20 protein-coding genes are annotated in these 26983 nt (G+C 56.1%); 15 read left to right on the plus strand and 5 right to left on the minus strand.

What is annotated here, in order from left to right; all coding sequences use genetic code 11:
* From ACXAG1_RS01825 to ACXAG1_RS01840, 4 genes are all read left to right on the plus strand, one after another.
* On the plus strand, positions 1-1065 hold the full coding sequence (locus ACXAG1_RS01825) for an FAD:protein FMN transferase (protein WP_475093132.1): 1065 nt from the start codon (positions 1-3) through the stop codon (positions 1063-1065).
* Positions 1066-1067: 2 nt separating this feature from the next.
* Positions 1068-1331 carry a (Na+)-NQR maturation NqrM gene (nqrM, locus tag ACXAG1_RS01830; protein ID WP_475118763.1) on the plus strand — a complete coding sequence of 88 codons (264 nt, stop codon included), beginning with the start codon at positions 1068-1070 and terminating at the stop codon, positions 1329-1331.
* Positions 1332-1451: 120 nt separating this feature from the next.
* Positions 1452-2849 (plus strand): Si-specific NAD(P)(+) transhydrogenase, encoded by a 1398-nt coding sequence (gene sthA, locus ACXAG1_RS01835; protein WP_475093130.1) that lies wholly within the window; start codon positions 1452-1454, stop codon positions 2847-2849.
* On the plus strand, positions 2846-3313 hold the full coding sequence (locus tag ACXAG1_RS01840) for a thioesterase family protein (RefSeq protein ID WP_475118764.1): 468 nt from the start codon (positions 2846-2848) through the stop codon (positions 3311-3313). The genes sthA and ACXAG1_RS01840 overlap by 4 nt, the downstream gene beginning before the upstream one ends.
* A 96-nt stretch (positions 3314-3409) precedes the next feature.
* Here ACXAG1_RS01840 and ACXAG1_RS01845 read toward each other — a convergent pair whose 3' ends face one another.
* Positions 3410-3712 (minus strand): hypothetical protein, encoded by a 303-nt coding sequence (locus tag ACXAG1_RS01845; RefSeq protein ID WP_475093128.1) that lies wholly within the window; start codon positions 3710-3712, stop codon positions 3410-3412.
* A gap of 174 nt (positions 3713-3886) precedes the next feature.
* Here ACXAG1_RS01845 and ACXAG1_RS01850 point away from each other — a divergent pair, with 174 nt between their 5' ends.
* From ACXAG1_RS01850 to ACXAG1_RS01865, 4 genes are all read left to right on the plus strand, one after another.
* Positions 3887-5518: an alpha/beta hydrolase gene (locus ACXAG1_RS01850; RefSeq protein ID WP_475093127.1), complete on the plus strand. Its 1632-nt coding sequence runs from the start codon at positions 3887-3889 to the stop codon at positions 5516-5518.
* A gap of 102 nt (positions 5519-5620) precedes the next feature.
* The gene (locus ACXAG1_RS01855; RefSeq protein WP_475093126.1) at positions 5621-6862 is read left to right on the plus strand and encodes a lipoprotein-releasing ABC transporter permease subunit; all 1242 of its coding nucleotides are present in this window, start codon (positions 5621-5623) and stop codon (positions 6860-6862) included.
* A 32-nt stretch (positions 6863-6894) separates the two neighbouring features.
* On the plus strand, positions 6895-7644 hold the full coding sequence (lolD, locus tag ACXAG1_RS01860; RefSeq protein WP_475118765.1) for a lipoprotein-releasing ABC transporter ATP-binding protein LolD: 750 nt from the start codon (positions 6895-6897) through the stop codon (positions 7642-7644).
* 8 nt (positions 7645-7652) lie between these two features.
* Positions 7653-8921, plus strand: coding sequence for a lipoprotein-releasing ABC transporter permease subunit (locus ACXAG1_RS01865; protein ID WP_475093124.1), 1269 nt, complete (start codon positions 7653-7655; stop codon positions 8919-8921).
* Between the two features lie 308 nt (positions 8922-9229).
* Here ACXAG1_RS01865 and ACXAG1_RS01870 read toward each other — a convergent pair whose 3' ends face one another.
* Positions 9230-11911, minus strand: a complete 2682-nt coding sequence (locus tag ACXAG1_RS01870) for a polysaccharide lyase family 7 protein (protein ID WP_475118766.1) — start codon at positions 11909-11911, stop codon at positions 9230-9232.
* A gap of 449 nt (positions 11912-12360) precedes the next feature.
* Positions 12361-12894: a DUF2062 domain-containing protein gene (locus ACXAG1_RS01875; RefSeq protein ID WP_475118767.1), complete on the minus strand. Its 534-nt coding sequence runs from the start codon at positions 12892-12894 to the stop codon at positions 12361-12363.
* Between the two features lie 421 nt (positions 12895-13315).
* Between ACXAG1_RS01875 and ACXAG1_RS01880 the strand changes: the two genes are divergently transcribed.
* The 5 genes from ACXAG1_RS01880 to prpF all read left to right on the plus strand — a co-directional run bounded on the left by ACXAG1_RS01880 (position 13316) and on the right by prpF (position 20515).
* Positions 13316-14068, plus strand: coding sequence for a GntR family transcriptional regulator (locus ACXAG1_RS01880; protein WP_475118768.1), 753 nt, complete (start codon positions 13316-13318; stop codon positions 14066-14068).
* A gap of 35 nt (positions 14069-14103) precedes the next feature.
* Positions 14104-14982, plus strand: a complete 879-nt coding sequence (gene prpB, locus ACXAG1_RS01885; protein ID WP_475118769.1) for a methylisocitrate lyase — start codon at positions 14104-14106, stop codon at positions 14980-14982.
* Between the two features lie 226 nt (positions 14983-15208).
* On the plus strand, positions 15209-16333 hold the full coding sequence (gene prpC / locus ACXAG1_RS01890; RefSeq protein WP_475118770.1) for a bifunctional 2-methylcitrate synthase/citrate synthase: 1125 nt from the start codon (positions 15209-15211) through the stop codon (positions 16331-16333).
* Between the two features lie 245 nt (positions 16334-16578).
* Positions 16579-19176 (plus strand): Fe/S-dependent 2-methylisocitrate dehydratase AcnD, encoded by a 2598-nt coding sequence (gene acnD / locus ACXAG1_RS01895; RefSeq protein WP_475118771.1) that lies wholly within the window; start codon positions 16579-16581, stop codon positions 19174-19176.
* 145 nt (positions 19177-19321) lie between these two features.
* Positions 19322-20515, plus strand: a complete 1194-nt coding sequence (prpF, locus tag ACXAG1_RS01900) for a 2-methylaconitate cis-trans isomerase PrpF (protein ID WP_475118772.1) — start codon at positions 19322-19324, stop codon at positions 20513-20515.
* Between the two features lie 215 nt (positions 20516-20730).
* On the opposite strand, the gene ACXAG1_RS01905 is transcribed toward prpF, so the two are convergent.
* Together ACXAG1_RS01905 and ACXAG1_RS01910 are read right to left on the minus strand one after the other, a co-directional pair.
* Positions 20731-22509 carry an arylsulfatase gene (locus ACXAG1_RS01905; protein WP_475093116.1) on the minus strand — a complete coding sequence of 593 codons (1779 nt, stop codon included), beginning with the start codon at positions 22507-22509 and terminating at the stop codon, positions 20731-20733.
* Positions 22510-22769: 260 nt separating this feature from the next.
* The gene (locus tag ACXAG1_RS01910) at positions 22770-23789 is read right to left on the minus strand and encodes an HAD family hydrolase (RefSeq protein WP_475093115.1); all 1020 of its coding nucleotides are present in this window, start codon (positions 23787-23789) and stop codon (positions 22770-22772) included.
* Between the two features lie 556 nt (positions 23790-24345).
* On the opposite strand from ACXAG1_RS01910, the gene ACXAG1_RS01915 reads away from it, so the two are divergent.
* Positions 24346-25146 (plus strand): hypothetical protein, encoded by an 801-nt coding sequence (locus tag ACXAG1_RS01915; protein WP_475118773.1) that lies wholly within the window; start codon positions 24346-24348, stop codon positions 25144-25146.
* 40 nt (positions 25147-25186) lie between these two features.
* Positions 25187-26710, plus strand: coding sequence for a patatin-like phospholipase family protein (locus ACXAG1_RS01920; RefSeq protein ID WP_475118774.1), 1524 nt, complete (start codon positions 25187-25189; stop codon positions 26708-26710).
* Positions 26711-26983 lie beyond the last annotated feature (273 nt).

A 26983-nucleotide genomic window follows, 5' to 3' on the forward strand; every position in this document is an offset into this window, starting at 1 on the left:
ATGTATTCGGCCCTGTTTTTGTTTGTGCATTCCGGCTTTCCGCTCCGTGCCTCGGCTGCGTTACTGATCGTCTTCCTTTTTGCGCTGTCCGGCTGTAGCCAGGAAAAGTCTGTCTGGAAGCTCACCGGCCCCACCATGGGCACCGCCTACCACGTCACTGTGGTGGATGCACCCACCGGGCTGGCTCGGGCAGAATTGCAGTCCATGATCGATGCCGAGCTGGCAGCAGTGAATCAGGAGATGTCCACCTACATTCCTGATTCTGAACTGATGCGCTTTAACGGCGGCCCGGTATCACAGCCGGTGGCACTGTCGCCCAATCTGGCATTGGTGGTCGGGCAGGCGCTGGAGATCTATCGCAACAGCGGTGGCGCTTTTGATGTCACGGTTGGCCCACTGGTTAACCTGTGGGGCTTTGGACCACAGCCCGAACCTGAAACGATACCGGCAGCACAAGAAATTGATGCGCTGCGCGCGGAGATCGGCTCCGATGCGCTGACTCTCAAGGGCCAGCAGCTCAGTCGTAGTCGCCCGGTTCAGATCGATCTGTCGGCCATTGCTAAGGGCCATGGAGTAGATCGCGTGGCGGATCTGCTGCTCCAGCAGGGAATTGATAACTTCCTGGTGGAAGTCGGTGGCGAGCTGCGCACTGCGGGGGTCAATCCCGCCGGGCAGACCTGGCGGATCGGTATCGAGCGGCCATCTGCAGGGCAGGTGGTTCAGAAGCCGATCCAGGTGGCGGGCAAGGGCATTGCGACCTCCGGTGATTACCGCAACTACTACGAGCGGGATGGCAAACGCTACGCGCACACCATTGATCCGCGCACCGGCAGACCGGTAGAGCACCGGCTTGCTTCGGTGACCGTGATCGCGGACACCTGTGCCATGGCAGACGGCTACGCCACCGCGCTCAATGTGATGGGTGCGGAGGCTGCGTTAAAATTGGCAGAAGAGCAGCAATTGGCGGTTTTTCTGCTGGTAAAAACCGATTCCGGGTTTGAAGAGCGCGCGAGCAGCGCTTTTGCGCCCTATCTAGCAAATCAGGCTGAAAGTCAGGGGAGGTAACCGTGACTATTTATATTCTTGCGTTCATTGTTGTACTGTTGGTCATTACTGGCATGGCACTGGGTGCCATCGTCCAGAACAAGCCGCTCAAAGGTTCTTGTGGTGGACTGAACAAGATCGGCATGAAGAAAGACTGCGATATTTGCGGTGGTGATGACGACGAGTGCGAAAAAGAGCAGGAGCGTCAACGCCAGGCCGAGCTGGCTAAGACTGTGGCAGCGGACCTCGCCTACGATGCAACCGTGAAGGGCGAGCAGGACAAGTAAGCAGCCGGTCAGCGGGAGCGGCAAAATCAATACGCGCACACATATTCGGATGGAGAAGAGTACTGCCGGCCGGCAGTGCTCCCGATAGCAAACGTAAATTAAAACCAAGACAGTACTTCAATGGCAGATTCCAAATACGATCTGGTAGTGATTGGCTCCGGCCCCGCTGGAGAAGCTGCGGCCATGAGCGCCGCCAAAAAAGGTTTGCGCTCGGCAGTAATTGAGCGCAGCGTTGCCGTCGGCGGCAACTGTACCCACAAGGGCACCATTCCTTCCAAAGCGCTGCGTCATTCGGTCAAGCAGCTGATGCGCTACAACACGCAAAGCGTATTCCGGGCACTGGGTGAACCCCGTCGCCTGACCTTTCCGCAGGTTATGCGCACGGTGAACAAGGTCATTAATCACCAGGTGGAGATGCATACCAGTTTTTACGCACGCAATCGCGTAGATCTGATCATCGGTGATGCCAAGTTTCTCGATGCCAACCGGGTGGAAGTGCAGTTGGCAGATGGTGCCAAGGAAATTATTACCGCGGAAAAATTTGTCGTGGCCACCGGCTCTCGCCCCTATCGGCCGGCGGACGTAGACTTTGACCACCCGAGGGTCTACGACAGTGACACCATCCTGGATATGGAGCATACCCCGCAGGCCATTATCATTTACGGTGCCGGTGTTATCGGGTGCGAGTACGCCTCCATTTTTGCCGCGCTCGGTATCAAGGTTGACCTGATCAACAGCCGTGAGCACCTGCTGGAATTCCTCGACGACGAAATCTCCGACGCGCTCAGTTACCACCTGCGTGATATGGGCGTCACCGTTCGCCACCGGGAAGAGTACGCCAAGGTAACCGGCAGTGATCGCGGCGTGGTGATGGAAATGCAATCCGGTAAGCGGATTTCAGCGGATGCTCTGCTGTGGTGCAACGGCCGTTCCGGCAACACCTCGAGCCTTGGGCTGGAGAGCGTGGGTCTGGAAGCCAACCACCGCGGCCAGCTCGCGGTAGACGAGCATTACTGCACCTCGGTGGAAAATATTTTTGCGGTGGGCGACGTGATTGGCTGGCCGAGCCTGGCATCGGCATCCTACGATCAGGGCCGCGCGGTAGCTGCCGCGATTGTTGGCCGTGGCCACCGTGTCATTGAAGACGCGCCCACCGGTATTTATACGCTGCCGGAAATTTCTTCCGTCGGTAAAACTGAATCGGAACTGACCAGTGCCAAGGTGCCATACGAAGTAGGGCGCGCTCTGTTCAAACACACCGCACGTGCACAGATTTCCGGCGAGCGTGTGGGCATGCTGAAGATCCTGTTCCATATCGAAACTCACGAAATTCTCGGCATCCACTGCTTCGGTGCAGAGGCGGCAGAAATCGTGCACATCGGCCAGGCCATCATGAAGCAGCCGGCGCCGAACAACAGCATCGACTTCTTCGTCAACACCACCTTTAACTATCCAACCATGGCGGAAGCGTATCGCAGTGCCGCACTGGACGGTCTCAATCGGGTAATGCGCCTGTGACCGAGCCCTCAGCGGACGAATTTCGCAAACTGATGGAGGGCATCTTCGAGCAGGTGCCCTTTGTTCGTGAAATTGGACTCAAGTTGCACGATTTCAATTTTGCCGAGCAGACCTTGTCTGCGAAGTTCGAGCGCACGCCCAAGCTGATCGGAAATCACTTCCACAATATCCTGCACGGCGGTGTGATCGCGACGGCGCTGGATACGGTTGGAGGTTTTACTGCGATGGTGGCAGCGTACCAGCGCATGGGTGGTGCCATTGACTGGGAAGAAAAAGTTCAGCGGCTCACTCGCCTGGGTACCGTCGATATGCGTGTGGACTACCTCAAGCCCGGCCGTGGGGAGGAGTTTGTCTGCGAGGGTTCGATACTGCGGGTGGGCAACAAGTTGGTGGTAACCCGCATGGCGCTGTACAACGAGAAGCAGGAGCTGATCTCCACCGGCACTGCGACCTTCCTGTACTGATACCGCGGGCGTCAGATTCGGGCACAAAAAACGCGCTGACTGAAAAGTGAGCGCGTTTTTTTTGGCCTGAATTCCGTTTTTTGTCCGTGTTTCGCCTTAGCCCCGGTGCTTGGCGACGGTGTGTAACACACGGTCGTATTCGAAGTAGACGAAAAAGTCCGCATACTCCCAGCGGGTGATGGCTGGTTCGCCCACCGGCCCCTGAATATTGAGCGGCTCACCGAATTCCTCGGTGACTTTTTCCCGTTTCTTGCCGCGCAGCTGGTCAGCCTCGGCTGCGTAACCCTGTTCGCCAACGGGGACTTCAACGGTGTCTGCCTGAGTGAATGCTGTGCCGAACAGGGTGGCACAGGTCAGGCTGGCGAGTGTCAGGTTGCGCATGCGATTGCTTGAGAACATTGGGGCTCTCCGGTCTGATTATTGGAGTCTGATTATGGACGTTGTCACGATTAAACCAGATATTCTGCCGAAACACGCGGCATCTTTCACGTTTTTCATGTGCCGCACCGATCGGCGTCTTTTACCGCCCTGTGCTAGGCTGAATCTCGAACAAGGATAACCGGACAGTCACGGATGAGGTTTGCGCACTTCTTCACCAGTGGTGGCCTGCTGGTTGGCACCATCTTTTTCGCGCTCTCGCTGACACCCTCATTGATTCCGCGGGAGGGTGTCACCCAGGGGGTGATCTCCGGCGTTGCACTAGCGGCAGGCTACGGTGTGGGTGTCTTTCTGACGTGGCTGTGGCGGTTTTTGGAACTGCCATCGCTGAGTGACAGGACCCGCACCCAGCTGCGCTGGGCGGTCAGCGGGGCGTGTTTGCTACTCGCAGTTGGATTCCTGTGGCGGGCCGCCCACTGGCAGAATTCGGTTCGCGCATTGATGGGCCTGGAAGAGGCGCCCGGTGTCCGCCCCATGGTGATCGCGCTGGTGGCGGTGGTGCTGTTCCTGGTATTGCTACTGATCGCCAAGGTATTTCGTCGCTTGTTTTATTTTCTGGCCGCCCGCTTCCAGCACCGGGTGCCCCGACGGATTGCCGGGCTGCTGGCACTGTGCGGCGCTTTAGCGCTGTTCTGGGCGGTATTCAACAAGTTACTGATTAAAGAGGCGCTGTACCGGGTTGATGGTATCTATCAACGCCTGGACGCCAGCGAAGCGCCGAATCTGCCAGCACCTACCGGCAAACTGGAGCCGGGCGGCCCGGATTCCCTGGTGCGCTGGCAAGATATGGGGCATCAGGGGCGACGCTATTTGTCTCTCCGCCCCAGGGCGAAGGACATCGCCGAAGTCACCGGCGACGCCAAGGATCCCGTCCGCGTCTATGTTGGGTTGAACGCTGCCGATACCCCCGCTCAGCGCGCCAAACTCGCGCTGGATGAGCTCAAGCGGGTAGGGGGCTTCGAGCGCTCCTACCTGATTCTGATCACACCCACCGGCACTGGCTGGGTCGATCCGGGTGCCATCAATTCGGTGGAGTATCTGTTAGGTGGCGATGTTGCCAGTGTGGCCGCCCAGTACTCATATCTGCCAAGCCCGATCGCTCTGATGACCCAGGATGCCTATGGTCGCGAGACAGCGCGGGCGGCTTTTGAGGAAATCTATGGGTACTGGCGCAAGTTACCGGGCGGCTCCCGTCCCAAGTTGTACCTTTTCGGCCTGAGCCTGGGTGCGCTGAACTCCGACCGCTCCTTTGATTTTTACGACATCATCGACGATCCGTTCCACGGCGCCCTTTGGACCGGGCCGCCGTTCCGCAGTGATACCTGGCGCATGGTGACCGCAGAGCGGGACAAGGGCTCGCCCGCCTGGCTACCCGAATTTCGCGGGGGGGCTGTGGTTCGCTTCGGCAATCATTTCGAGGGTTACAACCGCGGGGATGCCAACTGGGGCCACTTCCGTATCGCCTACCTTCAGCACGGCAGCGACCCCATTGTGTTCTTTGATCCAAACGCGGCCTACCGGGAACCCGCCTGGATGAAAGGCACCCGCGCGCGGGATGTGTCGCCCGAGCTCAAGTGGTATCCGATTGTCACAATGCTCCAGCTCGCCATGGATATGCACGCGGGCGTCGCACCGATGGGGTACGGGCACAGCTATGCGCCGCAAGACTATGTGCGTGCCTGGCATCAGTTGCTGGCCGTACCCGGTTGGGACAAGGCAAAAATCGAACAACTCAATAAACATCTATCAAAATGGAATCCTCGCTGAATTATGTCGTCCAAACCTGAGTGCTTGCCACCTGGTACCGGGGCGGCGCATCCGGCTCTAAATACTTGGATTTCTTGGCGTTTTTCCGCTTAAATCACCGATATGATAAAACCTGTTCCTCTTTATATCGGCCTGCGCTATGTGGCCGCCCGCCGACGCCAGCAGTTTATTTCCTTCATTAATGGCTTCTCCCTCCTGGGTATGGCACTGGGGGTATTCGCGCTGATCGTGGTGACTTCGGTCATGAACGGTTTCGATCGAGAGTTGAAAACCCGCATCCTGTCGGTTGTGCCTCACGGATTTGTGGAGCAGAAGGGCGGCCTCGAAGATTGGCCTGCCATCGCAACCCGGTTACGCGAGCAGCCACATGTGCAGGCGGCGAGTCCATTTGTGCGCGGCTTCGCGCTGCTGGGGGCCAACAATCAATCCCAGGGTGTGGAGTTTCAGGGGGTTGACCCGGCGGCGCTGCGGGAAGTGTCCGCAGTGGGCGAGCATATGCTGGTGGGCAGTCTGGATGGGCTGGAGTCGCGCAGCTACAACATCGTACTCGGGCGTATTCTCGCGCGTCAGCTCGGCGTCATGCCCGGTGACAGTGTCATTCTCACCCTGCCGGATGTGGTGATTACCCCCGCCGGTATTTTCCCCCGTACAAAACGTTTTACCGTGGCCGGTGTTTTCTCCGTGGGCGCTCAGGTAGACCAGAATATGGCGCTGATGCACCTGGACGACGCCGCGCGCCTGTTGCGCATGCCCGGCAAAGTACAGGGGCTGCAGCTCAAGTTTGACGATATGAATAACGCCCTCGGTCGTGTGCAGGGGTATGCATCAAACCTTGGGGAAGGCTTTACCGGCGAAGACTGGAGTCACTCCCAGGGCAGCCTGTTTCAGGCGGTCAAAATGGAGAAGACCGTTGTGACGCTGATGCTGATGATCATCGTCGCCGTGGCCGCATTCAATATCGTTTCCGCGCTGGTGTTGATGGTGGCGGACAAGCGCTCGGACATCGCGGTGTTGCGCACCCTCGGATTAACCTCTCGCCAGATCATGGCGGTGTTTGTGGTGCAGGGTAGTGCGATAGGTATCATCGGTGCGCTGGTCGGCGGTTTGCTCGGCACCCTGATCGCGCTCAACTTGACGGATATTGTGTCCTGGATAGAAGGCGTGATTGGCGCGCAGATTTTTGACCCGCGGGTATTTTTCGTCAGCTTCCTGCCGTCGGAATTCCGCCTGGGCGATGCCATTATGGTGTTAAGTGCCGCGATCATTATGAGCCTGCTGGCGACCCTGTTCCCGGCCTGGCGCGCCGCACAAATTGCCCCAGCCGAAGCGCTGCGCTACGAGTGATCGTGGTGCCCACAAACTGGATTAGATAAAAGATGAATAGCCAAGTGGAAATACACCCGGAAGAATCGACCCCGTACCCGGCCGCCGATGTGGTACTGGCCTGTCGTCAACTTTCCAAATCCTACCGGCAGGGCGCCAACGAACTGGCGGTACTGCGGGGTGTGGAATTGGAGGTGCCTAAGGGTGAGCGTCTCGCCATTGTCGGCGCGTCCGGCTCCGGTAAATCCACCCTGTTGAATTTGCTGGGCGGACTGGACACGCCAACCTCCGGCGAGGCCTGGGTAGGCGGCAAAAACTTGGCCGCACTCAATGCCAACGAGCGCGGCTGGTTGCGCAACAGCAGCCTCGGTTTTGTGTATCAGTTTCACCACCTGTTGAACGAATTCAACGCGTTGGAAAATGTGGCCATGCCGCTCCTGATCGGCAAGCAACCGGTCTCCGAAGCCCGCGCGGCGGCCACGGAAATGTTGCAGGCCGTTGGCCTCGGTGCGCGCCTGGATCACAAGCCCGCGCAACTCTCCGGCGGCGAGCGCCAGCGGGTGGCCATCGCCCGCGCACTGGTGGCGCGTCCGGCGTGTGTATTGATGGATGAGCCCACCGGTAACCTGGACCGCGCTACTGCCCAGGAAATTCACAAACTGATGGACCGCTTAAACAGCGAAACCGGCATCAGCTTTGTCATCGTTACCCACGACCCGGATCTGGCCGGCGCGCTCGACCGCTGCCTGCACCTGGTAGATGGTGAATTGGTAGAAGACTGGAAACCAGGCGACGGTGTTTAAGGTGAAAAATGTTTAAGCCATTACCCGCCTATATCGGCCTGCGCTACGCAGGCGCCCAGCGCAGCGACGAGGACTCCGCCGGACTGGTGTCATTTATTTCCGGCCTGTCCATGATCGGCCTGATTCTCGGCGTGGCGCTGATGGTCATTGTCATGTCGGTGATGAACGGGTTTGACCGCGAACTGCGTGAGCGCATTCTCGGCATCATGCCACACGCCACCGTCTACAACACCAACCCGGATATCAACTGGACCGCATTGCGCGATCAGATTGCGGCCGCCGAAGGTATTACCGCTGCTGCAGAAGTGTGGCAGGTAAATGGCCTCGCCAAAAACGGATTGGAAGTGACGCCGTTACTGGTGCAGGGAGTAAACCCGGAAACCATCGTCAATGTCTCGACCATCGGCGATTTTCTACTGCCGGGCAGTTTTACCGCGCTGACCGGTGACCCAGCCGAGCCGGGTATTATTCTCGGTAAAGGCATGGCCGATAAACTGGAAATCGGTGTGGGCGAGCAGCTCTCCGTGATCGTGCCGCAGAGTGCCAGTGGCAATAGTGGCGGGCGTTCTGCAGCGCAGCTTGCCGGGTTCAAGGTCGTCGATATTTTCCATTCCGGCACCGCGCTGGACCATTCCCTGGCGATCGTGGACTGGGCACAGGCAAAAGCCCTTGCCGGCGGGGCAGGGGGCGCGGGTGTGCAGATGCGCATGCAGGATATGCTGCGTTCCTTCTCCGTATTTCAGGGCCTGTTGCATCAACTCCCGGTCGAGGGCTATTACGGTAACGACTGGACCGGTACCCACGGCAACCTCTACCAGGCGATCCAGATGTCGCGCAACCTGGTGAGCCTGCTGGTATTTCTGATTATTGCTATCGCGGCGTTTAACGTGGTTTCCACGCTGGTAATGGTGGTGATCGACAAGCACGGTGATATCGCGATTTTGCGCACCATGGGTGCGAGCACCAAAGAAATATTGCTGACCTTCGTCAGTCAGGGGGCACTGGTTGGCCTTGTGGGTGCGCTGGTCGGTGGTGCGCTCGGGGTGCTCGGCTCGCTGGTGGTCACCGATGCGGTGGCGGGGCTGGAATCCCTGTTTGGTATCCAGTTCTTAAAGTCTGATGTGTATCCGGTGGATTATCTTCCGTCGGAATTGCAGTGGGGGGATGTTGCGCTGGTGGTCGGGGCGGGATTCCTGCTGAGTCTTATTGCTACCCTTTATCCCGCCTTCCAGGCAAGTCGCGTGCAACCGGCGGCTGCATTGCGACAGGACTTCTGATACATCTTAAACAAGCGTCATGCCGGATTTGATCTGGCATCCAGCGGACCGAAGCACTGGATCCCGGGTCGAGCCCGGGATGACGAAGAGGGCATACCCGTCATGCCGGACTTGATCCGGCATCCAGCGGACCGAAGTACTGGATTCCGGGTCAAGCCGGGGATGACGAAGAGGGCATACCCGTCATACCGGACTTGATCCGGTATCCAGCGGACCGAAGCACTGGTTCCCGGATCAACCCCGGGATGACGAAAACGCACTCCCCGTCATGACGAGAAAGTGCCCCCGCAGCGCGAGGGGCACGTCACTTACTGGTGGTCAATCCAGTAATCATAAACAACCACTTCACCGTAATTGTCCGGGTGATCCGCAAACTCACCTTCGCGATCAGCATTACTCTGCGTGTAATTACCAATCTTGAAGTAGGCGTCCCCGTAACTACGATCCATCACATAGTCGTTGGAACCGTCACGCACCAGGTACTGGTCGGCATTGCCAGACAGGAAGGCGTTGGCAAGGTTGCCGTCTTCGCTGTAGTAGGCGTAGTGCCGGCCATCCACCACTTCGAAAATAATTTCGTGTGTGGTGCCCAGCTGGTAGCCGGTTTTGATGGTGAGATCATCCCGCAGTTTGCCGCCATTAAAGCTCAGGAACAGGTGATCGCCCTCCAGTCGCAGGACCATAGCGTCATCGATACCTTCACTTTTATTGCCGTGAATCTGCGTTGCTACCAGGTGATCTTTCACCATCGGCAGATGGGTGATCGCCTGCTTCACGTACACGATGTGTTGACCATCCGTGGTCCAGTAAACATCCACGCTGCCGTCCGGCTCACGCTCACGCAGCTCTGAACGGATGTAGCTGGAGTTTGGCGTGGTGCCGTTGTCGGTACGAATCGGAGCGTAAAACACCATACCGTCGCCCGCATCGTTTACGTAGAAGTACTCGTTGTTGGGCTCGCCGCACAAGGTTTTATCTTCTTCACCGGTGGGGTAGGTGATCTTCCACTGGTTGCAGTTTTCCATCAGGTCAGACGGAACAGAACCGGAACCGGATGACGACCCACCAGAGGAACCGCCGGAAGAACTGCCAGAAGAGCTGCTGGAAGAGCCGCCGCCAGAGCTGGAGCTGGAAGAACCGCTATCACCGTCGTGGGTAACCTCAAAGTTGTAAAAGGAAACCTGGGCGTAATCGCCGCTGTCGCCACCATTGTTTTGGTTATAGGAACCGGCTTTAAAGTAGAACCAGTCATCGTTGTACTCTTCCGCCCAGAAAATGGTCTGACGTGCCCAGGTGCCATCGGCCTTGGTCACTGTCACGGTCATTTCACGGCCGTCGACGTTGACTTCGTAGCCCCACTTCTCGCCGAGCTCGATACCGTCTTCCACTGGTTCAACGGTAGAGGTCAGGCCGTACTCGTTGGTGCCGGATTCGCCAAACAATGGAATGAAGATTTCGGTATCGGAATCTTCATAGGCCATGTACACCCAACCTTTGGTGTGCCCAGGCAGTTTGCGGTAGTACACCTTGAACGGCTCGTTGTCAGACGCATGAATCTGGCCAACAACAACGCGACCAACACGCCACTCAGAACCGGAATCGTAGGTGTCGGATACGCGGTCTACAGAGATTGTGGCTTTCATATTGCCATTCACGCCCGCAGCAGCGCTTTGGTCAGAGCTGGAAGCCGTGGAAATTACCCAGTTGTTGCCAAGGCTGGTGGTTCCCGCACTCTGGTTCAGCATCTCACGCAGCTCACTGCGGGAGTATGATGAGTTGGAGGTAGAACCGCCGTTGTTGGGGCATTGGAATACCATTGCGCCAGTTCCGCTGTCCGTATAAAACTCGTTGGCGCTCACTTGCGGAGGGTATTCTTCACTGGCATCCGGATAGGTGATCTTCCATTTGCTCAGGTCAAAGTTTTCATCGGGGTCGGCGGACGGGTCGAGGTTGGCCAATGGCAGAGTGCCGCCAGAGCCATACTCCAGGCAGCCCACGGTCACGCTGCTTCCGGTGCTGGAGGTTTCACAGTTCCCGGAGCCACCACTGCTGCTGCCACCGCTGCTGCTACTGCTGCTTCCACCGCCCACTGGATCGGTGTTGCCGTTCTCTTCACTGATGTTCATTTCAGTCAGAGAGTTCCAGGAATTCGAGCTATTCCCGTAACCCACGTAGCGCACGTAGCGCGCTTCGGTTTCAAACAGAGAGAAGTTTTCCTGCGCAGTGGAATTACCGCTGCTGATACCGCCGTAAAGTACGGTTTCCCAAGCGGAACCATCGTCACTGGTCTGGATATCGAACGACGAGGTGCGCTGATCTCCCTTGTAGAATGCAATATTTGCACTGCCCACTACCTGCGACTGGCCCAGGTCCAGTTGCAGCCACTGGCCACTGCCATCTGCGGACCAGCGGGTTCCCAGGTCATCGTCCAGAACATTTTCCGGGCCGTTGCCGTCATCGCTGCTCGCAGTGGCGACCACCGCAGGCTCACAGGCCGGGCACCCGGGGTCGCCCGGATCACCGGGGTCATCTTCTGAGGTGGTGATGTCCACTTCACTGATGCTGTTCCAGTCGTTAGAGGTGTTGCCGTAGCCCACAATGCGCACGTAGCGCGCGCTGGTGTCGTTCACATCAAACGTCTGCAACGCCGCGGTACTGGAAGGCTGGTCGCCGGAGAAAACCGTCTGCCAGCTGCTGCTGTCGGCAGAGGTCTGAATATCTAGGGTCGCGGTTCTCTGATCGCCTTTGTGCAAAGCAATTTGAAGAGCCTCGACGGTGTAGCTGGTTCCGAGGTCATATCGGATCCACTGTCCGTCACCCTGGGCGGACCAGCGTGTGGAGAGATTGTTGTCCAGAGTATTTTCAGGTGTATTGCCATCATCGCTAGACGCAGTGACACCCACAGGATCAGCAGCAAAACTCACTGTGGCTTGCGAAGCAAGCAACAGCGCAGCCGCCAATTTCATAGGCGAGTATTTCTGCACATTCATTACATAATTCCTTGCATTATTGTTTTTCACGGCGCGCACGAACCCACGGACAAGCTTTTACAGAAAGCTCGTCTGGAGAGTGTGCCGCGCGATGAAATTCATTAAAGAAATTATTACAAACTACGAAACCACGAACGTGGTCATTGCAATAACGATCAGGCCGATAGTTATTATGGGGATAAGGCCTGATCGATATTTACATTACTGAAACGAAAAATCGTTCGTCAATTAAAATCCCGAGAATTTGAATTAATTGGTTGACCAGTTCGGGTTTTTCGAGAACTGCGTCAAAATCACGGTACTTTTTCCGCAGAAAATCCTGTTTAAATGGCGGTGAATATTTAATGGAAACAAGTCAGAAGTAGGGGAGTTGGCGGGGAAAGATGGGAAAAAAGAAAAACAAAGAGTGACACCGGCCGGGAATGCGAGAGTAAATCTGTGAACGTTTTTCAGCTTTGATCGAGCTGGGATTTGCGTTGAGCGAGGCGCGCCTTCCAACGCTTCACCACCTGCCAGCGCCAAATGGCCTGCATCGAAAAATATGCGGCAGTGGCAAAAAAGATGGCGAAAATCAGTGAGCCGGAAAACAGCGGCAACCAGATACGGCCGACTTCTTCGGTGAGCCATTCCCAGGACAATTCGATCTTGAATTGCATGGGTGGGGTGCCGAGTATCCATGTGCCAAGTTTGTAAGCACTATAGAAAATCGCCGGCATGGTGACTGGGTTGCTGACCCATACCAGAGCCATCGACAGAGGCAGATTGCAGCGGAACCACAGCGCCAGCAGTGCGGCGATCAGCATCTGGCCGGGGAGGGGGAGGAAGCTGGTGAAGATCCCCACGGCAAAGGCCACCGACACCGAGTGGCGGTTCAGGTGGAACAGGTTGGGGTCGTGCAGCAGGGTGCCAAGGAACTTCAGGCCGTTGTTGGCGCGCACCTGTTCGGGAGTTGGCAGCCAGCGCCTGATAATACTCTTAGGCATGATGATGTTCTGCTCGGTACTCTCGAAATTGGGTCCGGTCGGGTTACCGGTACTACATAAACGGCGGAATTGGTGTTCAATTGCCGACACTTATAAGGATAGAGTGTTCAGCATAGATTCCGCTGGCACGGGCTTGGCCGGCGCGGGCGCTATTATGCCCATATCGCTATTTCAAGACTACCATTCCCGGCCGGAACCGCGAGAAGTACCCCGGTTCCGCTCCGATCCCTCCAGATCCCTCCTCAATGACAGCAAGTTCAGCCCTGAAATTCGTGACCTGTGAGTCAGTCGCTAAATGATAAAATGTTGACACAATTTGCAGTTGACGCGGAAAAGTTGGGCAAATATCCTGATTCAAACTAAAAAGTGTCGACAATCTTGTAGCGGCACATCCAGCAAGAGAATCGGGATAGCGAAGACGATGGAATCCGCCAAGTACCATTTGAGCGACATGCCTGAAGCCGCGGCCGCCGCGCCAGATGCGGATACACCCTCGGTTTCTACCGGTAAGCCCGCCCGCGGGACCCAGAGCCTGGCGGACCGTCTGTTCCTGTCTCTACGCAAAGATATCGTCGAAGGACGTATCGCTTCAGGCACCAAGATCAGCGAGCCGGAACTGGCCCGTCGCTTCGACGCCAGCCGCGGCAGCCTGCGCGAAGCCCTGATGCGCCTGGAATCCCTCAGCCTGATCGAGCGCAAGGTCAATGTGGGCGCACGGGTGGTCGAACTCACCGAGCGCGGCCTGCTGGAAATCTACGACGTGCGCGAGGCGCTGGAAGGTATGGCCTGCCGCCTCGCCGCTGAGAACCGCAGCGAAGAAGACCTGGTGGAACTGCGCCAGATGCTGAACCGCCACGAGCAACAGGAAGAACTGAGGAAGGGCACCGCCTACTACCAGCCGGAAGGGGACTTCGACTTCCACTTCCGCATCGTACAGGCCTCCCACAACGACCTGCTGATCGACACCCTGTGCAACAAACTCTATTACCGCGTGCGCATGTACCGCTACCAGCTCGGCATGGCCAGCCCGCGCGCGCACCGCGCCTTCCGCGAACACAGCCACATTATTGAAGCTATCGAAGCAGGAGATGGCGAACTGGCAGAAATCTTGATGCGTCGCCATATCCGCGCATCGCGCAGCAATATTGAAAACAAGCTTTCCAAGCAGAGCTAACGAATTAATCAGAATCAATGAGAGACGAGGCAGTTATGAGTAGACCAGAATCCGCCGGCGCACGCTTCCACCAGGCACTGAAAGACAACCAGCCGCTGCAGGTCGTCGGCACCATCAACGCTTACACCGCCATCATGGCCGAGCGCATCGGTCACCAGGCCATCTACCTGTCAGGCGCCGGTGTGGCCAATGCCTCCTATGGTCTGCCGGACCTGGGCATGACCAGTCTGGATAACGTGCTGGAAGACGTACGCCGCATCACCGCCGCTACCAACCTGCCGCTGCTGGTAGATATCGACACCGGCTGGGGCGGTGCATTCAATATCGCACGCACCATCAAAGAAATGATCCGCGCCGGCGCCGCTGCGGTACACATTGAAGACCAGGTAGCCCAGAAGCGCTGCGGCCACCGCCCGAACAAAGAGATCGTCTCCAAAGAAGAAATGGTCGACCGCATCAAGGCCGCAGTCGACGCCCGCGATGACGACGACTTCTTCATCATGGCCCGTACCGATTCCTTCGCACAGGAAGGTCTGGAAGCCGCCATTGAGCGCGCCCAGGCCTGCATCGAAGCCGGCGCCGATGGCATCTTCGCCGAAGCCGTGACCGAACTCGAACACTACCGCGCCTTTAAAGACGCATTGAACGTCCCGATCCTCGCCAACATCACCGAATTTGGTAAAACCAAGCTGTACAACAAAGCCGAGCTGGGCGAGTCCGGCGCCGACATGGTCCTCTACCCACTGTCCGCCTTCCGCGCCATGAATAAAGCCGCGGAAAACGTCTACAGCAGCATCCTGCAAAACGGCGACCAGCAGGCGGTTGTCGACACCATGCAGACCCGTGCAGAACTGTATGACTACCTGAACTACCACGAGTTTGAAGACAAGCTCGACGCACTCTTTAAAAAGTAATCGATCCACCCACCGTCATCCCGGCGCATGCCGGGATCCAGAGCGGAGGCAGATAAAAGCCACCAAACTGGATGCCGGATCAAGTCCGGCATGACGAACAACATACCCAGCGTCATCCCGGGCTTGACCCGGGATCCAGTCAGAGCTTGTCGACAGGCACCCAACTGGATACCGGCATACGCCGGCATGACGAAGCAAAAGACTCAAACTGATAGGGGAATTAGAGATGGCAGAGAAAAAAGTTGGCGGAGCAGGCCTGCGTGGCCAGGTCGCTGGTAAAACCGCACTTTCCACCGTAGGCGTATCCGGCTCCGGCCTGACCTACTGCGGCTACGACGTAAAAGACCTGGCAGAAAACTGCGAGTTCGAAGAAGTCGCCTACCTGATCTTCAACGGCGAACTGCCCACCGCAGCCCAGCTGGCGGACTACAAAGGCATCCTCAAAACCATGCGTGGTCTGCCTGTAGCGCTGCGCGAAGTGCTTGAGCGTATCCCCGCCGACGCACACCCGATGGACGTCATGCGCACCGGCTGCTCCATGCTCGGCAACCTTGAAGGCGAAGAGTCTTTCGACCAGCAACAGGACCGCGCCAACCGCCTGCTGGCTGCATTCCCGTCCATCATCTGTTACTGGTATCGCTACAGCCACGACGGCGTGCGCATTGAAACCGAAACCGATGACGACTCCATCGGCGGCCACTTCCTGCACATGCTGCGCGGCGAAAAGCCCAACGCACTACACGAGCAGGTCATGAACGTCTCCCTGATCCTGTACGCAGAGCACGAGTTCAACGCCTCAACCTTCACCGCGCGCGTGTGTGCCTCCACCCTGTCTGACCTGTTCAGCTGCATCACCGGCGCCATCGGCTCCCTGCGCGGCCCGCTGCACGGCGGCGCCAACGAAGCCGCGATGGAACTGATCGAGCGTTTCTCTTCTGCCGACGAAGCAGAAAAAGAACTGCTGGGCATGCTCGAGCGCAAAGAAAAAATCATGGGCTTCGGCCACGCGGTCTACACCGAATCCGACCCGCGCAACGCCATCATCAAACAGTGGTCCGAAAAACTGGCCGCGGACGTGGGCGACGACGTGCTGTACCCGGTATCCGTACGCTGCGAAGAAGTTATGTGGCGCGAGAAGAAGCTGTTCTGTAATGCCGACTTCTTCCACGCCTCCGCGTACCACTTCATGGGGATTCCCACCAAACTGTTTACGCCGATCTTCGTGATGAGCCGCGTAACCGGCTGGGCCGCCCACGTATTCGAACAGCGCGCCGACAACCGCATCATCCGCCCAAGCGCGGAATACACCGGCCCGGACCTGCGCAAGGTAACCCCGATCGCCGAGCGCTAATTGCTTTCTAAATCGTCATTCCGGCGAATGCCGGAATCCAGCTCCCCCAAACCACCCGCGGGCACTGGATCCCGGACCAAGTCCGGGATGACGAAAGAAATGCCCATCATTCCGGCCTTCCTGTCATTCCGGCGAAGGCCGGAATCCAGTCCCCCAAACCACCCGCGGGCACTGGATCCCGGATCAAGTCCGGGATGACTGGTAAAGAACATCAAGCACCAATCAACCCGAACGGGTGATATACGATGAACACCGAATACCGCAAAAAACTCCCCGGCACAGATCTCGATTATTTCGACACCCGCGAAGCCGTCGAAAAAATCCAGCCGGGCAGCTACGAAAAACTCCCGTACACATCCCGCATCCTCGCGGAGAACCTGGTACGCCGCTGCGAACCCGAAAACCTCACCGCAGCCCTGAAACAAATCATCGAGCGCAAACGCGACCTCGACTTCCCCTGGTTCCCCGCGCGCGTCGTCTGCCACGATATTCTCGGCCAGACCGCACTGGTGGACCTCGCCGGCCTGCGCGACGCCATCGCCGAAAAGGGCGGTGACCCCGCCAAAGTAAACCCGGTCGTGCCCACCCAGTTGATCGTCGACCACTCCCTGGCCGTCGAACACCCCGGTTTTGAAAAAGACGCGTTCGAAAAGAACCGCGCCGTGGAAGAGCGCCGCAACGAAGACCGCTTCCACTTCATCAACTGGACCAAAACCGCGTTTGAAAATGTCGACGTCATCCCACCCGGTAACGGCATCATGCACCAGATCAACCTGGAGAAAATGTCTCCGGTAGTGCAGCAAAAAGATGGCGTCGCCTTTCCGGATACCTGCGTCGGTACCGACAGCCACACCCCGATGGTGGATGCGCTCGGCGTAATCTCCGTGGGCGTGGGTGGCCTGGAAGCTGAAAGCGTGATGCTCGGCCGTGCCTCCTACATGCGCCTGCCCGACATCGTCGGCGTCGAGCTGACTGGCAAACTGCAGCCGGGCATCACCGGTACCGACATGGTACTGGCCCTGACCGAGTTCCTGCGCCGCGAGCGCGTGGTCGGTGCGTATCTCGAATTCTTCGGCGAAGGCGCCTCCAGCCTGAGCCTGGGCGACCGCGCCACCATCGCCAACATGACGCCGGAATACGGCGCCACCGCCGGCATGTTCGCCATCGACGAGCAGACCATCGACTACCTGAAGCTCACCGGCCGCGACGACGAGCAGGTAGCACTGGTAGAGAAGTTCGCCAAAGAAACCGGCCTGTGGGCAGATTGCCTGAAGAATGCGGAATACGAGCGCGTACTCAAGTTCGACCTTTCTGCTGTAGGCCGCAACCTCGCCGGCCCCTCCAACCCGCACGCACTGCTGCCGGTCTCCGAACTGGCGAATCGCGGTATTGCCAAAGAGTGGAAGGAAGAAGAGGGCCTGATGCCAGACGGTGCGGTAATCATCGCCGCGATCACCAGCTGTACCAACACTAGCAACCCGCGCAATATGATTGCCGCGGGCCTGATCGCGCGCAACGCCAACAAACTCGGGCTGACCCGCAAGCCCTGGGTAAAAACCTCCCTGGCACCGGGCTCCAAGACCGTAAAAATGTACCTGGAAGAAGCCGACCTGCTGCCGGAACTGCAGCAACAGGGCTTCGACGTGGTCGCGTTTGCCTGCACCACCTGTAACGGCATGAGCGGCGCACTGGACCCGAAAATCCAGAAAGAAGTCATCGACCGCGACCTCTACGCCACCGCCGTACTGTCCGGCAACCGCAACTTCGACGGCCGTATTCACCCCTACGCCAAGCAGGCCTTCCTGGCTTCACCGCCCTTGGTCGTTGCCTACGCCATCGCCGGCACCATCCGCTTCGATATCGAAAAAGATGTACTGGGCCAAGACAAAGACGGCAACCCGGTGACCCTGAAAGATATCTGGCCGAGCGACGAAGAGATCGACGCGATCGTCAAACAGAGCGTGAAGCCCGAGCAGTTCCGCGAGGTCTACATCCCGATGTTTGACCTCAACAAAGCGGAAGCAGAGAAGGGCGAGCCGCTGTACCACTGGCGCCCGCAAAGCACCTATATCCGCCGCCCACCATACTGGGAAGGCGCACTCGCTGGTGAGCGCACGTTGAAAGGCATGCGCCCGCTGGCAGTACTCGGTGACAACATCACCACCGACCACCTGTCGCCGTCCAACGCCATCCTCGCCAGCAGTGCTGCCGGTGAATACCTGGCGAAAATGGGCCTGCCGGAAGAGGACTTCAATTCCTACGCCACCCATCGCGGCGATCACCTCACCGCCCAGCGCGCCACCTTCGCCAACCCGAAACTGTTGAACGAAATGGTGCGTGACGAAAGCGGTGCAGTGAAGCAGGGCTCTCTTGCGCGCATCGAGCCGGAAGGCAAAGTCACCCGCATGTGGGAAGCCATCGAAACCTACATGGAGCGCAAGCAGCCGCTGATCATTGTGGCCGGCGCCGACTACGGTCAGGGCTCCTCCCGCGACTGGGCGGCGAAGGGCGTGCGCCTCGCCGGTGTGGAAGCCATCGTGGCCGAAGGCTTCGAGCGCATTCACCGCACCAACCTGATCGGCATGGGCGTACTGCCCCTGGAATTCCAGCCCGGCACCACCCGCGAAACTTTGGGATTGGACGGAACAGAAACCTACGACGTACTAGGCGACCGCACCCCAGGCACAACCCTAACGCTTCTAATTCACCGCAAAGACGGCGAAACCATAGAAGTACCGGTGAAATGCCGCCTGGATACCGCCGAAGAAGTCTCCATCTACGACGCCGGCGGGGTACTACAACGCTTCGCCAACGACTTCCTAGAAGCCGAAGCCAACGCCTAAACCCGCTTAAATCGTCATGCCGGACCCGATCCGGCATCCAGAGAACCGAAGCACTGACTCCCGAACCGGTCCCGGCATGACGAAAGAACCAACCCGTAGGGCGGATAAGCGAAGCGCATCCGCCAAACAACCGCGAGACTCATCAATGACCTCCGCCCCCCAAAACTTCCCCCCACAAATCCGGGTCCCGGCCACCTACATGCGCGGCGGCACCAGCAAAGGCGTCTTCTTCCGCCTACAAGACCTCCCGGAGCGAGCCCAAACCCCAGGCCAAGCAAGAGACAATCTGCTACTCCGTGTAATCGGTAGCCCCGACCCCTACGGCAAACAAACCGACGGCATGGGAGGCGCCACCTCCAGCACCAGCAAAACCGTCATCTTGTCGAAGAGCGAGCAGCCCAACCACGACGTCGATTACCTGTTCGGCCAGGTCGCCATCGACAAACCCTTCGTGGACTGGTCCGGCAACTGCGGCAACCTAACCGCCGCCGTGGGCGCCTTCGCCATCAACAGCGGCTTCGTCGATGCCGAGCGCGTTCCGGAAAACGGTATCTGCACCGTGCGCATCTGGCAGGCCAACATCAAGAAGACCATCATCGCCCACGTGCCGATCACCAATGGTGAAGTACAGGAAACCGGTGATTTCGAACTGGACGGCGTCACCTTCCCGGCGGCCGAAGTACAGATCGAATTCATGGACCCGGCGGATGGGGAAGGGGCCATGTTCCCCACCGGCAACCTGGTGGACGATTTAGAGGTGCCTGGCGTTGGTACCTTAAAAGCCACCATGATCAACGCCGGTATCCCCACGATCTTCGTCAATGCAGTGGATATCGGTTACACCGGCACCGAACTGCAGGAAGCCATCAACGGTGACGACAAGGCACTGGCCATGTTCGAGACTATTCGTGCCTATGGTGCGAAGGCGATGGGCCTGATAGAAAACGTGGAAGAGGCAGCCGCTCGCCAGCATACTCCCAAGGTCGCGTACGTCGCGGCACCGAAGGATTATGTGGCCTCCAGTGGTAAGCAAGTGGACGCAGGTGATATCGACCTGCTGGTGCGCGCACTGTCCATGGGCAAACTGCACCACGCCATGATGGGCACCGCCGCCGTCGCCATCGGCACCGCGGCTGCAATCCCCGGTACCCTGGTCAATGAAGCCGCCGGGGCAGGCGAGCGCAACGCCGTCACATTCGGGCATCCATCTGGCACCTTGCGTGTCGGTGCGGAAGCGGAAGTAGCGAATGGGCAGTGGAGTGCAACCAAGGCCATCATGAGCCGCAGCGCGCGGGTTCTGATGGAGGGGGGGGTGCGGGTGCCAAACGACTACTTTTAGCGGCATTGTGTGTCAGGCCACACAATGGTTTGCGGCTGCCGATACCCAAGAGACATTGCTGGCTAGATACAAGAAAACCCGGTTACCTGTCATAGGAAACCGGGTTTTCCAGACCCCGCTTTACACTGCAATACAAATGTAGACAGCTTCACCGTAATGCAAGGAATTTTGTGACTTTTAGTCACCGGCTCGACATATCGTCGTCGCCACGCGGACTAGTTACCTGTTGGCATTGGCAGGCTAATACCTTCTTTCTCTAGTGCCTCTCGCACATGCTTCAATCGCTGATAATCACTGAGCGTGATTGGGCCAGTATACGTTTCGCTTTGTGGTTTGCGTGGCGGATACTCGACGTAGGTTTTCATCAGCTTTTTAATCGATTCATTAATCGTGACAAGAGTCCAGGTGCGCTCGGTGAAGTTGTTCATAAACAGGTCATACCGTTCCTGAGGGTCCTGCCAAAGATCGAATACCTGCGGCACAGTTGCGGCATACTTTGATCCACCTTTCCAGCCTAGATTGGTATCAACCGAGAGGCCGCCAGTAGGGGCGCCATCGTCACCGCGCAGGTTGAAAACGGCTTTGTAGTTTCCGACACGGGCAGCACCGGGAGAAAGTTCATTCTCTGTAAAATAGAACCAGGAAGTGCGTTCGCTTTTTCCGGAGCCCGCGAGCACTGGGGACATGTCGTAACTGTCGAAGTAGATTGGCTGACCTTCGCGATCCTTCTTGGGAAGGGTTTCCCCGGCGAGGGTGGCAAATGTGGCCATCAAATCTAGGCCGCCGAGAATATCGTGGTTATGCACGCCAGCTGGGATCGTTCCTGGCCACACGGCAATGGCCGGAACCCGATTTCCGCCCTCACGTACTGTGCCTTTGGTGCCGCGGAAGGGGGTGTAACCAGAATCGGGATAGACATCCTGCCAGGCGCCGTTGTCCACCGTGTAGAAAACCAGGGTTTTCTTGTCCAGACCCAGCTCGCGCAACTTGTCCATTACATGGCCTATACGCGTGTCCAATTCCACCACCGCGTCGGCATACTTCGATTTGGACATCGACTTGTGCTTGAACTCTGGCGCCGGCATGTTGGGCTGGTGGTTCTTCATGAAATTAATACTGATAAAGAAAGGCTGGTCGGGATTTTTCGCAGCTTCCTCGAGAAAACTCAGCCCCGCTTTTTCGACATATTCATCGACGAAGGGCAAGCCAACTACACCTTTCTGTGGTGTGTTCACATACTGACCGTTGACTTTCCAATCCTCTTTCGCTTTCTCGCCCGCGTTACCAGACATTGAACCTTTGGTTACTTTCTCGAACATGGCGCGAAGTTTGGGGTCCATGTCTGGGAACCAGGTGGGGTCGCCATAGGTGTAGGCGTTAGCATGATAAAGGAAGGCGTGCTTCATCACGTCGTAACCCTGGGCATTGGGTAGAGCGTAGTCCGACTCGCCTAAGTGCCATTTGCCGGTAAAGTAGGTTTTGTAGCCCGCCTTTTTTAGTACCGACCCCAATGTCCACTCGGCTTTGGGCAGTCCGCCACCCTGGCCCTGGAACGCCACGGTGGTCATACCACTGCGATTGGGAATGCGTCCGGTCTGAATCGCAGCCCGACCTGGTGTACAACTGGGCTGCGCGTAGAACGAGAAGAAACTCATGCCATCGGCGGCCATTCGGTTGATATTGGGCGTGGGCATACCGCGCCCCTCACCCCCTCCGTAAGGCCCCAGATCGCCCACACCAGTGTCGTCGGATACGATCAGCAGGATGTTCGGCTTACTGCCGGCTATTTTCGCTGGGGTCGTGGTGGGCTGAGCAGCTACTTGGGAATCTGCTTGCTGTTGCGGTGACGGCCGCGTGACTTGTGTTTCGGCACCTCGAGCGAGACTCGCTGTATTATTTGCCGCACTGGCCTGCTTCCAGACTCCAGCGGAGTTGTTGCCGTCACACGCTGCCAAAGCAGCTGACAATAACAATACTGGGTATAAATAACGCATTGTTGATCCCTGTAGTGTAAGTAAATTTCTCATAGCCCCTCAAAGTATTTAGCCGAAGCAAGTTAACTGGTGGGCCTAGATAAGTTGAATGAATAGAAAGGCTGTGATCTCTACTTCATAAAATTAGACGATGAATTACGTATTGCAGCCCGCGCAGGAATGTTGCCGACGCGAAAGTAAACGCTAGCTTGTTCCCAATAGTGTTTCCGCTCAAGCCAGTCTGTACGAGGGGCTTCCGATTCAATCGTTTTTTTACGCTCTTAATCGAAAGAAAAAACTCGTTTCCAGTCTCCCTTGATGCTGATTACGACCCAACCTTTGCTCTTGGCCTCTTTCATCAGTGATTCGGAAAAGGTGCCGAACTTTGTGTCCGGTAGCCCTTTAGCGGGACCATAGGCGTACTCGCGTTTGTCGTCGTCGTGGAAGACTAGGCCACTCAGACTGGATCCGTTACCGGCTGCAGTCCATTCAAGCATCTGACGATCACCGTCAGAATTTCCAAAGGCGACGATGGGGCGACGGCCGATAAACTTGTTGATGCCCACGGGCTTACCGGATTTATCGTCAATAAAATCGATCTTGGGAAGACGCATAAGTACTGGCTTCCCGTTCTTCATCTCGAATTTTGTTTCGATACTGGAGCCAATCACTTGCTCCGGAGGGATACCGTAAACAGCTTCGGTCATCGGGCGCATAAATTCGACACCTCCGCCGGAGACAATGTAGGTTTTGAACCCGTTGGCCCGCAGATACTCTAGCAGTTCAAGCATCGGCTGGTAGGCGAGCTCAGTATAGTGACGATTGAAGCGCGGGTGTTTTGCTGTTTTGAACCAATCTGTGACTACCTGCTCAAACTCAGCCGTACTCATGCCTGAGTGGGATGCCATTACCAGTTCGGCAATGCCTTTTTCGCCGGATGCGGTCAGCGCGTCCAGGTCGTTGTCGAGGACCGCTTTGAAAGGTTGTTTGGTTTTCCATTCTGGGTGCTTGGGCGCCAGCACCTTGATGCGGTCGAGTGCAAAGGCAAGTTGTGTATACATTGGGTGTGAAGGCCACAAGGTGCCATCGTTATCGAAAGTGGCAATTCGGTCTTCGGGCCTTACATAGTCAGGGTTAGACTTATCAGTAACCTTATCCACGAACTTGACGATGGCGTTTTTTGTGGCGCCGTCATTCCATGAGGGGAGAGGATCTGTAGCGCTAAACGCCCCGATTGAGAGGGTGGAGAATGCGATCAGCGTCAATAGCTGTGTAAAAAGGTGGCGAAATTGATGTCTCATGACTGCCCCAGTGAAGTTCACAAAAAGGTAATGTTTTCAGCCCGAAGGCTTTCTTGCCTTGGTAGCCTTGGATGCAAAAAACTGAGCGGGACTCTTCATCTGTAGTCGGATCAGTCGTAACCCGGCTCCGAAAAGCCGCCGAAGCGCCAATAGCTATTTCTTAAGGCACATCCCTTCGGATGCTGTGTTGAAAACCCACAAAGAGGTTAGTACATGGATGGCTTCGGGGCTATGTGGTCACCGCTCTATGTGCACGATGATTGAGGTGATTTGATGAGTTTAAAAATTAACGACCGGGAATCAAAAGCAGTTGGCGTTAGAATGGAAAATTTGTCGCGATACGATTCGCTACGTCCGCTATCTTGCAATAGTTCCCTACAGAAAGTCGCGTGTAAGTCGTGATAATTCACATGCTTCCTTCCCCGGCAGCGATACTTACTATCCCCGGGAGCCTGCTTCTAGGTGCGTGGGATAACGTCCTCGGTCTATTCCATTGAGTGAAATTCAATAAGCGAACATATAGTTATCTCGTGAATTCAAAGGAAAATGCAACGGCATGGAAAAATTTTTTCATAGTGTAAGGTTTCGTATTGGCGCTTTATTTACCTGTATTGCGATTTTTGCAGGGAGCTCCTCCGGTGCAATGGCGCAAACCTCTGCCGGAGCGGAAGATTGGGAGTTTGGCGCGGAGGTATACCTTTTTGGTGCGTCTATTGGTGGTACTTCTGCCAATGGCGGCGATATCGATATTTCGTTCCGCGAACTTCTCGATGACCTGGATATGGCTTTTATGGGTGCGATAGGAGCGCGTAGGGATAGATTGACCCTGGCCATGGATATGATCTATCTGAATGTGGAGGAAAAAAATGACAAGCAACTTACCCTGCCACTATCTAGGGAAGTTGATATCAAAGGCGACACTGATATTAAGCTCAAGGGCTTTATTGGCACGCCAACAGTGCGCTACGCTCTGATTGATAGTGAAAGAGGGCATCTGAACATCCTGGGCGGTGCAAGATATCTGTGGCTAGACGCGTCGATCGATGTGCGCGTCTCCGTGGAGGCGCGATCTATCAGTACACGTATCTCTGATACTGGTAGCGTTTGGGATGCTATTGTGGGCGTCAACGGCGAATACAACCTGTCTTCACGTTGGTATTTGCCTTTTCATTTGGATGGCGGGGCCGGCGATTCGGATTCCACCTGGCAAGCCTTTGTTGGGGCTGGGTACAGGTGCAATACTTTAGATTTCATCTTCGGCTATCGGTATATGGATTGGGATTTTGACGGTGCACAAAAGGTCCTAAATGATCTTGACCTGAGTGGCCCTATAGCAGGGTTTAAATTTTCATTTTGAGTGATCTCAGGATGTTAAATTTTCAGCGAAAAACACTCGATTGAAAAATCTTCGTGTAGATTCGGGTATGCTTTTTGGGGCTGAATACATGAATAAAAATGCAATAGAAATTTCATGTCACACTGAATGTTCGATTTCTGAACAGACTTTGGCAGAAATGAGTGGAGCTTCCTGGTCCGCGTTACAAAGTTTAATGGTTCGGCCCAAAGATGCGCTGAAAAACTTAGTTTTTTTTATGTCGACGGCTTTGGCGGCACTTTGCATTGCATGTTCCCATAAGCCTCCACAGGTACAGCCGTTAGCGCAATGGTCGCCTGAACGCAATAGGGAAGTTCGTGAATTGCAGGCAAGTGGGCGATCCCCGGATATCGCTGTTTTGCTAGCTTTTTCTGGGGGAGGTACTCGTGCTGCGGCATTGTCTTACGGAGTTATGACGGAACTGGCTCAGACTAAGATCCGCACAACGTACGGCTACCGTTCACTACTTCAAGAAGTCGATATGATATCTTCGGTATCCGGAGGTAGTTTTACAGCAGCATATTACGGACTGTATGGCGATCGACTGTTTATTGACTACGAGCAGAAGTTCCTACGAGCTGACGTCCAAGGAGCACTGATCGGAAAGACGCTGAGCCCATCCAATTGGTCAAAATTGGCAAGCTCCAGGTATGGGCGTGGGGATCTTGCTGCAGAGTATTACGACAAGATTTTGTTTAATGGTGCCGAAATGTCTGCGCTTCAGCGACCAGATTCTCCTTGGGTGGTAATAAACTCAACAGACCTAAGTACAGGTGTGCGGATTCCCTTTATTCAAGAGATGTTTGACCTATTTTGTGTAGATGTAGGGAGCTTTTCAGTCGCTCGTGCTGTGGCAGCATCGTCCGGTGTTCCGTTAATTTTCTCTCCCATCGCGATGCAAAATTTAGCCGGGGGCTGCGGGTTTGAGCGGCCTCGCTGGGTCTCCGATGCATTGGCAGAAGAGGGGCCTACTTCTCGAAAAATAGTCGCACGGCAAATTGAAGGGTATCTCAACAGGGAGCAGCAGCCTTGGTTACATTTGGTGGATGGCGGTATTTCAGACAATTTGGGTTTACGGAGTTATTATCGAACGCTTGAGTTGGCCCCGGATTTTTCTAGACCTTCTAGATATTTACCTCACTTCAAAGCTCGTCATATACTGCTGGTGCTTGTAAATGCGAACTCACATCCACATCAAGAGTGGGCCCGAGTTCCGAGTTCGCCGCCATTACTTGAAGTGGCTGGAAGCGTTACTGGTGATCAGATCTCTCGTTTCAGTGAGGATACTGTTTTACTTACTCGGGAGATTATGGAGCGCTGGGCTCAGGAAAACTCTACCCCCGATCGCCCCGTTACGTTCCGCTTTGTTGAAGTTAGTTTTGATCAGGTAGAAGACTTCAGTGAGCGCAATTACCTGAATAATATCGGTACGAATTTTAAGTTGAGTGATACAGAGGTGGATAGATTGATTTCCGCAGGTCAAGAGCTTCTGGGACAGTCCACGTTATACCAAGATTTTGTCAGAGAGATACAAGAAAACAAATAGGTCCTTCATTCGCTAGGGGGTGGAGTAGTTCTGATAAATATCTGTACGCGATATCTGTTTCTTTGGCTGATAACTGATTATTATTCTTTTCTTTGGTTAGTCAAAATTTGTTTGGCACTTTCGCCCAGAACTTTGTATTCCATACATGTCTTCCTGGGACATTGCGGCACGCTCGCTGCAGTTGTGTGGTCTCCAAATTGCCAGTGACCGCTTCACACGAAAAAGGCCCTTGCGGAATTAATTGCCAACGTACAATTTCCGTCCATAAAAACG

This window comes from Microbulbifer sp. ABE4_465 (assembly GCF_056160765.1).